This is a genomic window from Mycobacterium sp. 852002-51613_SCH5001154, assembly GCF_001667425.1.
GTDB lineage: Bacteria > Actinomycetota > Actinomycetes > Mycobacteriales > Mycobacteriaceae > Mycobacterium.
In genome coordinates this window covers 20,426-33,188 of sequence record NZ_LZII01000014.1, presented here as the reverse complement: position 1 = coordinate 33,188, position 12,763 = coordinate 20,426, and the positions used below count along the sequence as shown (strand labels likewise).

Annotated in this window: 8 protein-coding genes; 1 reads left to right on the top strand and 7 read right to left on the bottom strand. The window is 61.9% G+C overall.

Translation table 11 applies throughout. The features are described 5' to 3' along the window. Positions 1–14 precede the first annotated feature (14 nt). The 7 genes from A5750_RS04885 to A5750_RS04855 form a co-directional block, all read right to left on the bottom strand. Complete coding sequence (locus tag A5750_RS04885; RefSeq protein ID WP_197505355.1) at positions 15–848, bottom strand: TylF/MycF/NovP-related O-methyltransferase; 834 nt, start codon at positions 846–848, stop codon at positions 15–17. Between the two features lie 311 nt (positions 849–1,159). Further along, a complete protein-coding gene (locus tag A5750_RS04880; protein ID WP_067261391.1) occupies positions 1,160–2,263 on the bottom strand; it encodes an NAD(P)-dependent oxidoreductase in 1,104 nt (367 codons plus the stop codon). A gap of 158 nt (positions 2,264–2,421) precedes the next feature. Beyond that, positions 2,422–3,645, bottom strand: a complete 1,224-nt coding sequence (locus A5750_RS04875) for a class I SAM-dependent methyltransferase (RefSeq protein ID WP_067261389.1) — start codon at positions 3,643–3,645, stop codon at positions 2,422–2,424. A gap of 220 nt (positions 3,646–3,865) precedes the next feature. After that, the gene (locus A5750_RS04870; protein ID WP_067261387.1) at positions 3,866–5,140 is read right to left on the bottom strand and encodes a glycosyltransferase; all 1,275 of its coding nucleotides are present in this window, start codon (positions 5,138–5,140) and stop codon (positions 3,866–3,868) included. A gap of 59 nt (positions 5,141–5,199) precedes the next feature. Further along, a complete protein-coding gene (locus tag A5750_RS04865) occupies positions 5,200–8,115 on the bottom strand; it encodes an RND family transporter (protein ID WP_067261385.1) in 2,916 nt (971 codons plus the stop codon). 68 nt (positions 8,116–8,183) lie between these two features. Beyond that, on the bottom strand, positions 8,184–11,075 hold the full coding sequence (locus A5750_RS04860) for an RND family transporter (RefSeq protein ID WP_067261382.1): 2,892 nt from the start codon (positions 11,073–11,075) through the stop codon (positions 8,184–8,186). Next, positions 11,072–11,491: an MmpS family protein gene (locus A5750_RS04855; protein ID WP_067261439.1), complete on the bottom strand. Its 420-nt coding sequence runs from the start codon at positions 11,489–11,491 to the stop codon at positions 11,072–11,074. Before A5750_RS04855 ends, A5750_RS04860 begins: the two co-directional genes overlap by 4 nt. 1,009 nt (positions 11,492–12,500) lie before the next feature. Between A5750_RS04855 and A5750_RS04850 the strand changes: the two genes are divergently transcribed. Continuing rightward, positions 12,501–12,731, top strand: a complete 231-nt coding sequence (locus tag A5750_RS04850; protein ID WP_066950804.1) for an MbtH family protein — start codon at positions 12,501–12,503, stop codon at positions 12,729–12,731. Positions 12,732–12,763 lie beyond the last annotated feature (32 nt).

Sequence of the window (12,763 nt, the reverse complement as noted above, 5' to 3'; positions counted from 1 at the left end):
CGCCTTGCCCTCCATCACTTACGCCAGAAGACACCACATTGATCGATCGTCACGATCTCCGAGGAGATCCCGTGCTTAGTGCGGTAGTCCGCGACGGCTTGGCGACATCCGGCGAGGTTGTAGTCGTCGATGATGCAGAAACCGCCCGGCGACAATCGCGGGTACAGCGCGTCGAGCGCCTGGATTGTCGATTCGTAGAGGTCGCCATCAAGCCGCAGCACGGCGATCTGGTCGATCGGCGCATCCTGCAGCGTGTCCTTGAACCAGCCCGGCAGAAAGCGGACCTGATCATCCAGCAGGTTGTAACGCTCGAAATTCGCTTTGACTTCGTCCTGTGACACTGCCAGGACCGGCGCGGCGTGATGCAGCCCGAGCGCGAAGCGCGGCAGCTTATCCGCTTCGTAGTTCGCGGCGTCCGGGGGTGGCACCCCCTCGAAGGAATCGGCCAGCCATACGTGCCGCGTCTTGTCCCCATAGGCGGCCAGGACGGCGCGCATCAGGATCGAGGCTCCGCCTCGCCACACTCCACATTCGACGAGGTCACCGGGAATGTCCTCAGTCAGCACGGTCTCGACGCATTGCTGCAGACTGGTGAGTCGGCGCATTCCGATCATGGTCTCGGCGTCGGCCGGCCAATCCATGCCCAAGTCGCGCGCACGCTGGTCGAATGGGCGTTTACGCACCAGCATCAGGTTGCGCTTCTTGAGGAAGGGAAGCCACGTCAACCACCCCACGCTGGCGCGCATCCGCAGTGGCCACCCCACAGGCACGAGTTGGTCCATGCCATATCTGGTGAGGTCGCGCCGGATCTGATCGAGGTAGAGAGATCGGACGTCGCTATCGGTCACGGTCAAAACCGCCCCCTGTCTCGCATGCCAGTAAGTGCCCGGTGGTGAGCCTAGACGCCCATCGACGCCGTCAATGGGCGTTTGAAATTTTGTGACCCGGGTCGCCAGGTTCGCTTGGTCACACCGGCGGGTTCGCGCCATTGGCGGGAATTCCCATCCGTAACCGTGTTCCGTCTGCGATAGCTCGACCATGAGCCCAGCGCGTGCATACATTAGCCCACTCGTCGCGCCAGCCTGGTCGCGGGAGCTCTCGCGTGCGCTGGTCTGCCGTCGCCCGAGCCGTCTTCCGACGAAGGCGCGGAACGGCACCCTTAGTGCTGCGACGAGACGCCCGAAACGGCATGATCGCCTGCCGCCGAAGGCACGTCGGATTGTTCGTCGATCCAGTCGAGCAGGGAGCGGAGCCCGTCGTCAAGCGACCACTTCGGGCGCCATTGGAGCTCGCCACTCGCCGGTTCGATGTCGCAGCTGGCGGCCCGAATATCACCGTCGCGGAATTTGGGCACGACGACGGGTTCGGGGGCATCAAAGATGGCGGCGATCTTCCGGGCTAGCTGATGGATGGTTATGCCGTTGCCCGAGCCGATGTCGAGGCAGCGTGATTCAGCCGCAGGTTGTTCCACGGCCGCGAACAGCGCGTCGACGACATCATCGATATAGACGAGGTCGCGCACAATCCGGCCGTCTTCGTATACCTCCGATGGGAGTTTCTCGCGCGACAACCGCGCGAAGAACGGAACTACCCCGGTGTACGGATTGGTCAGCGATTGGCCTGGCCCGTAGGCATTCTGCAGCCGGAGCACGCTGAGCTTCGTGTCATGCGCGGCCACCCACGCGGCCAACAGATGCTCCTGGGCAAGCTTCGTGGCGCCGTAAATATTGGTTGGTCGGGGTTCCGTTTCGCCCGCACGGTGGGGAAGTGGCACCGCGGGTTCGCCGGTAGGCCCCACGGGATCCCAAACGCCAGCCAACAGCTGCGCGTGGCTCCGGGGCCGCGGGTAGAAGACGTGAGTGCCGGATTGCCAGGCGCCTTCGCCGTACACGGCTCTTGACGATGCCAGCACGAGTTGGTCGGGCACCAGCTCCGCACGGCTCAGAGCGTCGAGAAGCTGGGTGGTGCCGACAACATTGACCGAGCCATGACGGGTGGCCTGGGACAGCGACTGCGCGGTGCCCGTTTCAGCCGCCAAATGGACGACCTGAGAGGGACGGAACAATCGAAGCACAGCATCCCAATCGGGTGCATGGGTCACGTCGCCGGTAAACAGTCGTACGGAGGGTGCCAGCTTCAGTGTTGGCCGCTCGCCGTGCACCTGGGGGAGCAGGACATCCATCACAGCGACGTCGTAACCGGCCTCTACGAGACGGCGTGAAAGCAGGGTGCCGATGAATCCGGCCCCACCGGTGATGAGCACAGACGCTGACAAGAGCCGACGCCTCCTATTCGAGTGCAGAGAAAATTGCGTGACCGGGCTGCTTGCCGAGAGTGAAAACCGGGTCGATCATATCGATGAGTTGCGGAACACCAGCCGCATTAGCGTTACAGCCCCTGCGTGGGCCCGGTCCACCGCCATCACACCAGATGGACCTTCGGTGAATAGAGGATCCACCGACCGCCGTTCTCCTGGAACCGGCGTTCCTTGGCCATGATCTCCTCGGCGTGGTTCCAGGCGAACAGCAACGCGTAGTCAGGGTATGGATTGGAGAAGTACTCAGGCGGGCATACCGGAATCTTCGTGCCCGGGGTGAGGCGGCCCTGCTTCTCCGGGGTCGAGTCACACACCATAGGAAGCAAGTCGGGGCCAATACCGCAATAGTTCATCACGGTAGCGCTCCTCGACGTCGCCCCGTAGCCGACAACGCGTCGGCCGCCGGAGCGCAATTCCTGGAGAAGGGTGACGAGGTCGGTCCGAATTCCGTCTATAGCGGTCGAGAACTCGACGTAAGTCGATATCTCGGCAAGTCCCTCGGCTTCCTCACGTGCCAAGAATTCGGCGACGGAGGCGGACGGCTTCGAGGTGCCCGGGCGGGCCACCGTGTAGCGAATGGAACCACCATGTAGTGGAAGGTGTTCGACATGGATCAGCTCGAAGCCGAAACGCGCCGCCATCGCCTGCACCGAACGAACAGCGAATAGATAGATGTGCTCGTCGTAGATTTGGTCGAAGTAGACGCACCGCAGGATGTCGCCGAGATAGCGATCCTCGAACACGAACAACCCGTCCGGCGCTAGCAAGATGTCGACCCCGAGGAATATCTCGTCGAGGTAGGAGATGTGACTGATCGCGTTGGCCGAGTAAATCAGTTGTGCCGGCCCGTGCTCGTCGCGGATCTTGGTGGCCGTTGACGTGTTGAAGAAGTCCTTCCACACATTGACGCCGTTGGTCTGCGCAACATCGGCCGCCACGGAGGCAGGGTCCACTCCCAGATGCCGGATACCGGCCTCACTCAGCGTCTTCAGCATCACGCCGTCGTTGCTGCCGATTTCGACGACGAAGCCGTCCCGACCGCCCGGGCAGGTCTGAATGATCTGCCGGGCCACCTCCTCGCCGTGTTTGCGGATCAGTGAGGAACCGGATGCGCGGTATGGATACTCCGCATGAAACATCTGATTTGGAGGAACCTCGTCGAGTTGCTGCACCATGGTGCACGACTCGCAAAGCCCGATGGCAAGTCGGAAGAACGGCACTTTGGCCGCCACCTCGGGTCTCAGAAATGCGTTCGAGACCGGTTGTGGACCGAGATCGAGCACTTCACGAACAACGCCGTTGCACAAACGACAAATTTGCTCTGTCAACCCCGGCCCCTATCGCGCATGTGAGTACCAGCAGTGACGACCGCAGCGCCAAAATTGACGCCGTCAGTACTTTCTGAGTTTGCTCACTTGATCGCCACTGTACCGATCATGGCATCTCATGTGCGACCTGAGTCACATGGGCCCCGGGCCCCGCACCTGATGAGGATTCTCGCGTTCGGGCCGGACAGTCGGGGAGCGGAAGATCAGCGGCGCACCCAGATCAATTCACACGTTTTCGCTGCGCCGCGTCGACTAACAACTCGGCTGCGCCGGCGACGCTTTCGGCGGGTTTGGTCATCCGCCGGGCGAGGTCGCGGGCTCGGATGGCGCATTCGGGGGAGAGGGTCCGGCGCAGGTCGGCGACTAGCGAGCCTTGCGTGGTGGCCGAAAAGCGCCGGGCAGTGCCGACGTTGAGTCGTTTGACCTGGTTTCCCCAATATGGCTGGTCGGCCGAACTCCAGAGGATCAACGTGGGTACTCCGGCGCGCAGGCTCGCGGCGGTCGTGCCCGAGCCGCCGTGGTGGACTACCGCACGGCAGGCGGGAAAGACCGCGGCGTAATTCACGACTCCCACCACTTTGACATGACCTGATTGCGGCACGTTGCTGAAGTCGTTTCCGCCGAAGCAAATCAACGCCCGCTCACCCAGCTCTGCACACGCCGCGCTGATCATTGCGACCGTGGCGGCCGGTGACTCCACCGGTATGCTGCCGAATCCGAAGCACACCGGCGGTGTCCCTTCGGCAATCCACGATGCGATTTCCTCGTCGGCCTCGGTCGTCAACTCCATCGCCAGCGCGCCGACGAAGGGGCGCCGGCTACCCCATTTCGCCCATTCGGCTGCCAATCCGGGGAAGCACACCTGGTCGTAGGCCTGAATCTCGAGCGATCCCCGCTCGGCGACCCGTCGCGACGAGCGACGTTTTGCTTCCGGCAGGCCGAGCTTGCGGCGCTGCGCATTCTCGACTTTTTTTGTCGAGCGCCAAAACAGCCACTCTGTCGCCGTCATCGTGGACCGGACCACCGCCGGCGGCGCGCTCGGAACCAGCTGACCGTTGACCCTCATCGGAAAGTGATGCAGCGTGGTCAGCGGGATGTCGTAATGTTCGGCGACGTTGGCGGCGGGCTGTTCGAAATTGATGCCGGTGGACAGTAGGTCGGCCCCGTCGGCCAGTGACATCAGAGTGGTACTGACGTCGCCCCAGTACTGGATGATCGGTTCCCATACCCTACGCACCACACGCAGCGGTCCGCGGATCGTCCAGGCACTTCGGAAGAAGTCTCGCCACATGTTGCGCAAGAACTCTTCGTCCAAGAAGTCTTCTAGTTTTGGCCCGTATGAGACGGCCGCCAGCCCGGCCGACTCGACGAAGCCGACAAGGTCGGGCGGGACGGCCATGCGGACCTCGTGTCCCCTGCGGAGTAGTTCGCGGCCCACGGCAGCTGACGGTTCGACGTCACCGCGAGTTCCGTAGCATGCCAGGGCGAATTTCATGATGGATCCTCAGCGTATCGGCCGCGAGCCCTACGACGCGCCGCTGCACAGGGAACGCCCTATCGAGCGGGCCTCGGGATCTCGGCCGTTGGGGCGTCATCTTCGTGCATGTTGCGCGACAGCAACGCCCGCACCACAGGACGGGGCGCCTCGGATCGCAGCATCTGGCTGGCCGGACGGGGACGAATCACCTGCGGCCACCAGAACCACCGTCCGAGCAGCGCAGCGATGGTGGGCGTCATAAACGATCGCACGATCAATGTGTCGAACATCAGGCCGAGACCGATGGTGGTACCGACCTGTCCGATGATGCGCAAGTCGCTGGCCGCCATGGCGGCCATGGTGAAAGCGAACACCAGTCCCGCGTTCGTCACGACCTTACCGGTACCGCCCATCGCCCGAATGATGCCCGTTTTGATGCCAGCCCCTATTTCTTCTTTCATGCGGGAAACCAGCAGCAGGTTGTAGTCAGACCCGACGGCCAGAAGGATGATCACGGCCATCGGAAGCACCATCCAGTGCAATTTGAAGCCCAGTAGGTATTGCCATATCAGCACCGACAACCCGAACGAGGCGCCCAGCGACAGCGCCACAGTGCCCACAATGACGAGCGCCGCCACGAAACTGCGGGTGATGACGAGCATGATGATGAAAATCAGGCAGAGGGCACCGACTCCCGCGATGAAGAGGTCGTATTCGGAACCTGTCTTGAAGTCCCGGAAGGTCGATGCCGTGCCGGCGATGTAGATTTTGGAGTTTTCCAGCGGTGTCGACTTGAGTGCCTCTTCGGCGGCCGTCCTTATCTGGTCGATCCGCGATACCCCTTCGGGCGTCGCCGGGTCGCCCCGATGCGAAATGATGAATCGAGCCGCCTTGCCGTCCGGGGACAGGAAATTGTTCATCGCGCGTTTGAAGTCGGCGTTCTCGAAGATATCCGGAGGCAGATAGAAGGAGTCGTCGTTCTTGGAGGCGTCGAACGCCTCGCCCATGGCGACGGCGTCCTTGTCGTTGCTGGTCATCTGCCCGAGGGTTCCGGCCATGGTGCTGTGCATCGTCAGGATCATCGATCGCATGCCCTCTGCTATCGCGATCATCGTCGGGTATTGCTCAAGCAGCTGAGGCATGAGCGCGTCCATTTTGTCGAGATCCGGAATGAGGTCTTGCTGTAATTTATCGGCCAGAATATCGACACCGTCGAAGGTCTCGAAAATGTTCCTCAGTGACCAGCATATCGGGATGTCGTAGCAGTGCCTTTCCCAGTAGAAGTAGCTTCGAAGCGGCCGGAAGAAATCCTCGAAGTCGGACAAATGTTGTCGGACTTCATTGAGGACTACCGTCATTTCCTTCGTTTTTGTAATGGTGTCATGGGTGATCTCAGTCATCCGCTTCTGCAACTCGTAGAGACGCTTAATCGTCGCGATCTGCTGAGCGATCAGGTCGGCCTGCTTGAGCATGTCGTCGGTTCGCGCCTGCATATACTTCATATCTTGCGACATGGTCGCCTGCTGCATGCTGAGCAAGAACGGTATCGACGTGTGTTGAATCGGCGTTCCCTCCGGCCGGGTTATGCCCTGCACCCGGGAGATGCCTTTCACCTGAAAGATCCCTTTGGCCAGTCTGTGCAGCACCAGAAAGTCAGCCGGGTTCCGCATATCGTGATCTGATTCGATCATCAGGATTTCCGGCATCATCCGGGATTGGCTGAAGTGACGATCGGCGGCCGCATATCCCACATTGGCCGGAACGTTTTTGGGGATGTAGGCGCGGTCGTTGTAGCTGGTTTGATAGCCCGGCAAGGTCACCAGGCCGACGAGAGCGATGGCGATCGTCGCGGCGAGGATGGGTGCGGGCCAGCGGACGATCGCCGTGCCGACCCGGCGCCAGCGCTGGAACCCGATCGTGCGCCTGGGGTCCAACAGCCCGAAACCGCTTCCGATGGTGAGGACGGCGGGAACCAGGGTCAAGGCGATCGCGACCGAAGCGAGCAGGCCGACGGCACACGGCACGCCGATGGTCTGGAAAATGGGCATTCGGGTGAAACTCAGGCACAGCATCGCTCCGGCGATCGTCAAGCCGGAGCCCAGGACGACGGGGGCGACCCCGCGGTAGGTGGTGTAGTAGGCGGTTTCGCGGTCCTCACCGGCCTGACGGGCCTCTTGGTATCGGCCGAAGAAGAAGATCCCGTAGTCCGTTCCGGCGGCCATCGCGAGCGCCACCAGGAGATTGATGGCGAACGTCGAGAGTTGCACCAGGCTGTGGTCGCCGAGGAACGCGATGATCCCGCGTGCCGCAAATACTTCGATGCCGACGGTGAGCAACAGCAGAATTACGGTGATGATCGACCGGTAGACGAATAGCAGGACCGTGAAGATGATCACGGCGCCTATCAGCGTCATCTTCAGAATGGATGAATCCCCGGCGTGCTGCATATCGGCGATGAGCGCCGCCGGACCGGTGACATAGGCGGTGAGGCCGGGGGGCGGCGGCGTCTGGGCGATGATGTGCCGCACCGCTGCAATGGAGTCCTGGCCCAGGGTGGTGCCCTGATTGCCGGCCAGATTCAACTGGACGTAGACGGCTTTGCTGTCCGGGCTTTGCGCGCCGGCCGCCGTGAGCCGATCAGACCACAGGTCCTGCACGTGCTCGATATGCTTCGTGTCGGCCTTCAACTTGCGGACGAGCTGGTCGTAGTAGTTGTGAGCGTCGTCGCCGAGTGGTTGTTGGCTCTCCAGCACGAGCATCGCGAAGCTGTCCGAATCGGATTCTTTGAAATCCCTTCCCATGCGCTGCATTGCCTGCACCGCCGGCGCGTCCTGGGGAGCCATCGGTACGGAATGCTCTCGGCCGACCGTCTCCAGCCACGGAACGCCGAAACTCACCAGGAGGGTCAGCGCCACCCACGCCAGGATGACGAGGATCGCGAGCTTGCGGACGGACCGCGCGAAGACGGGCGGCCGCCGTTGTCCGACGCTCATGCGGCCTGCCTCTGCGCCACGCTGCTCCCCACGCTTGTCGTCCCCATGCCGAAGTGGATTCCCGCCACTTATCGCGGCTGCTTCAACAACAGCGAACGCACCAGCGGCCGAGGCCCTGTCGGCCGCAGCATCGTGCTGGCGGGGCGGGGACGCACGGTCTGCGGCCACCAGAACCAGCGGCCCAGCAGGGCAGCGACAGACGGCGTCATGAACGCGCGCACGATCAACGTGTCGAACAGCAAGCCGATGCCGATCGTGGTGCCCACCTGGCCGATGCTGCGCAGGTCGCTGACGACCATGGATGCCATGGTGAACGCGAACACCAAGCCGGCGTTAGTCACCACTTTGCCGGTGCCCGCCATTGCGCGGATGATGCCGGTGTTGATACCCGCGGCGATTTCCTCTTTCATCCGGGAGACCAGCAGCAGGTTGTAGTCCGAACCCACCGCCAGCAGGACGATTACCGAGGTCGAAAGCACGGTCCAGTGCAGCTGAATGCCGAGCATGTATTGCCATATCAGCACCGACAGTCCGAAAGACGCACCCAACGAAAGCAATACCGTACCGACGATCACCATTGCGGCGATGAAACTCCGCGTCATGATCAGCATGATGATGAAAATCAGGCAGAGGGCCGAAACTCCGGCGATCAATAGGTCGAATTTCGACCCGTCCACCAAATCCTTGGTAATCGCCGCGGTACCGGTCAGGTAGATCTTCGAATTTTCCAGCGGAGTGCCCTTGAGCGACTCCTCGGCCGCCGTCTTGATCGCTTCGACCCGGGAGAGGCCTTCGGGCGTCGCGGGGTCGCCCCGTTGCGAAATGAGCAGCCGGACATCCTTGCCGTCCGGTGACATGAACACCTTCTCGACGCGCTTGAAGGACTCCGAGCCGTTGATGATCCCCGGCGGTAGGTAAAAGGAGTCGTCGTTCTTGGACGCGTCGAAAGCCTGCCCCATCGCGGCGGGATCCTTGGAGTTGGAATCCATCTGGCCCATGACGCCCGACATGGTGCTGTGCATGGTCAGCATCATGGTGCGCATGCTCTGCATGGTTTCGATCATCGGCGGGATCTGCATGACCAGCTGAGGCAGGATCATGTCCAGCTCATCGAGGTTTTGTACGAGCTCTTTCAGCTTGTCGTTGATCTCGTCGACGCCGTCGATGCCATCGAAGATGGATCTCAGCGAGAAGCAGACGGGAATGTCGTAGCAGTGCCTCTCCCAGTAGAAGTAGCTGCGGAGCGGCCTGAAGAAGTCCTCGAAATCCGCAAGGCGGTCACGCAATTCCGAGGTGATGTCCTGCATCTGATGTGTCACGCCGACCATGTGATGGGTCGTGGCGACGAGCTGCCTCATCAGGTCCAACATGTGCTGCATGATGGCGATCATTTTCGCCATCTCTTCGGCCTGCACGAGCATGTCGTCCATGCGGTCTTTTTGGAACGCCATGTTCTGCAGCTGGCTCGCCTGCCCCATGCTGACTATCCACGGGATAGTGGTGTGCTGAAGTGGGACTCCCTCCGGCCTGGTCACGGTCTGCACCGTCGAGATACCCGGGACCGCGAGCACGCCTTTGGCGAGTTTGTTGATCACCAGCATGTCCGTCGGGTTGCGCAGGTCGTGGTCGGTCTCGACTAAGAGAATCTCGGGCATCATCATTCGAGAACCGGGGAAATGCCGCTCGGCGGCCGCGTATCCGACGTTGGCGGGAATGCTTGATGGAATGAACTTTTGATCGTCGTAGCTAGGCCGGTAATTCGGCAACGTCAATAGTCCGATCAGAGCGACCGCCATGGTCGCGATGAGAATGGGCGCCGGCCACCGCACGATGGCCGTGCCTATCCTGCGCCAGCGGTGAACCGTGATCGCCCGCTTCGGGTCGAACAGCCCGAACCGGGCGCCGGCCGCGAGAAGTGCGGGGCCGAGTGTGAGCGCCACCAGGACCGCGATGGCAATGCCCACGGCGCAGGGAATGCCCAGCGGCTGGAAATACGGCAGTCGGGTGAAGCTGAGGCAGAGCACCGCACCGGCGATCGTCAAACCGGAAGCCAGCACGACTTTGGCGACGCTGTTGAAAGTGGTGTAGAAAGCCGCCTCTTTACTCTCGCCGTTGTAGCGCGCCTCTTGATATCGACCGACGAAAAAGATTCCGTAGTCGGTTCCGGTCGCGATCACCGCCGCTACCAAGAGGTTGACGGCAAAGGTCGTCAGGCCGACGACCCCCAAATGGCCGAGGAGCGCGACCATTCCCCGCGCCACCTGCAATTCCAGCCCGACAATCAACAGCAAAAGGATCACCGTGACGATGGAACGGTAGACGAGGAGCAGCGTGACGAAGATGACGGCAAGGGCCACCGCCGTCACCAAGAGGACGGTCTTCTGGCCGGCGACGTTCATATCCGCGACGATTGGCGCGGGCCCCGTGACGTAAACCTTGAGACCGGCGGGCGGGTTCGCGGCCTGCACGATCTTCCGGACCGCGGCCACCGATTCGTCGCCCGAGCTGCCGCCCGCGTTGCCGTTCAGGTTGATCTGCACGTAGGCGGCCTTGCCGTCCTGGCTCTGCGCGGCCCCGCGGGTGAGGGGATCGCCCCAGAAATTCTGGACGTGCTGCACGTGTTTGTGGTCGTTCTGCAGGTCACGAACCAAACGGTCGTAATAAGCGTGCGTATCGTCGTTCAGGGGTTGCTGGCTCTCCAGCAAAATCATTGCCAAAGCGCCGGTGTTGGTTTCCTTGAAGTCCGTCCCGAGGCGCTCCATCGCCTTGAACGACGGCGCACCGATCGGACTCAGCGAAACCGCATGCTCCGCCTCGACCTGCTCCAGTGACGGGACGCCGATGGTCATCACGACCGCAATGCCGAGCCAGCCCAAAATAATGGGCACGGAGAACCGATGGATCATCCGTGCGAAGAATGGCTGCCTGGCGCGCTCTTCCACCACTGGTTGGGTGCTCATGTGGCTGTCAGGACGCAGTAGGTGAACGCGTTCAACTCGTGTGAGATCCTCTCGGCTTTGACCGCACCGTCGACCACTATACGACAGCCGAGCGTATCGCTATTCCCTTGTGCCACAACGTTTGCCACGATCGACGGCAGGGTGGTCGCGATGTCGTACGTCCACGGCAGTGGAATGCCGTTGATGTGCTGCGGCTCGCCGTTGACGTCGAAATAGCTGATGTCGGCGGTAGTTCCCGGCGGTCCGAAGATCTGGTACTGCACACGCTTGGGATTGAAAGGCTTGGTGTCTTGTTGTCTGGTGTCGGCATAAGACGGCCGCTTCTCGGAACCGAATATCCCGTGCAACCGCGTCACTGTTATCCCGCCGGCTACAACGACCGCCAGAATGACCAGCGGGATCCACACGTGCTTCAGCGCTCTGAAAATCCCGACGCCCTGACTTCGGCGGTATTCCCGCGGCGCGCGCTGTTCCCCCGGCTCACCCGAAGCCCGGCGAGCAAACGGCAAAAAACGGCGTCGTCGACTTGACGGCTGGCTAATGTCGCTGCCTTTCGTGCTGGCGAAACCGGGCCGGGCCCGCAGGTCGGGTTCGGTCACCGCACCCCCTTCTACCCGTTTACACGTCTCTTGTTATTCCGCCGGCCCGATCAAGCTGTTACATCGTGGGCCGCGCCAGGTGAGGGCACTCCAATGCGGTGTACGTCGCAGACTAGTCGTGCTTCGGCACCCCATACGAGCCCCGCCCCCCGGGAGCGCGACCAGGTCTTCATGAGTAAACCACGCCAATGGTCTCCGTATCAGCCGCTTCGGCATTGAGATACGGGATCGTAATGCATACCGCGTGCATAACGGCACTTTGTAGATCGCCCGCCCGGATGGTTCACCCGGTTGGCGCCGGGTGCCCCACTCGGTCCGGAACGGCGCCCGCCCACCCCGCGGTCCGCCCTGCGGCCGAGGCCGCTGAGTGATCGGCGGCCGTAGCCAGCTAACGACGATCAAAGCCCGGAGTCAATGGGTTCGGCGGCGGCGTTTCCATGACGGGCCGATCGAGCCAGCACCCGCCCGGCGGGCGTCCCGGAGAGGCCACTCGTGACGCCGTTCGCTGCGCTGGAGCGGTGCCCGCCTCTTGGTGATTTTCGCGCCGGCTTCGGCGTCGGTACCCTAGGCGGTGACAACCACCCAAAATTCCATCGTCCTAGCAGGCAGACCACGCGCGATCGCGAACCTCCCCGGTGAGCCATTGTTGCAGGTCACAGCAGCCAACGGCGGCAGCTGTGCAGCCCCGCACCAGCCCAATTCTTAGGCTGCATTAAGAGCCTGTCAGGTCACACCGGGAACTTTGTCCAAACCTCGGACGCACGATGGTGCCTCCAGTAGGGTTTGGAACCGTTCCACTTGTGTCAACTAGACATCCTGGAGAACCGTGAGCATCAACCCATTCGACGACGACAACGGCAGTTTTTTCGTCTTAGTGAACGACGAAGAGCAGCACAGCCTGTGGCCGGCCTTCGCCGATGTTCCAGCTGGCTGGCGAGTGGTGTACGGCGAGGCGGACCGCGCTGCGTGCTTGGAGTACATCGAACAGAATTGGCCCGACATTCGGCCAAAGAGTCTGCGCGACAAGCTCGCAACGGGTCGGGGTTTTGACCAGTAACGAGTCGGGGTATGGGGCGGGTGGAGCTTTGG

Bases quoted from the DNA above. Each gene is read 5' to 3' on its own strand.
- A5750_RS04860 (WP_067261382.1), bottom strand. From the start codon at position 11,075: ATGAGCACCCAACCAGTGGTGGAAGAGCGCGCCAGGCAGCCATTCTTC.
- A5750_RS04870 (WP_067261387.1), bottom strand. From the start codon at position 5,140: ATGAAATTCGCCCTGGCATGCTACGGAACTCGCGGTGACGTCGAACCG.
- A5750_RS04865 (WP_067261385.1), bottom strand. From the start codon at position 8,115: ATGAGCGTCGGACAACGGCGGCCGCCCGTCTTCGCGCGGTCCGTCCGC.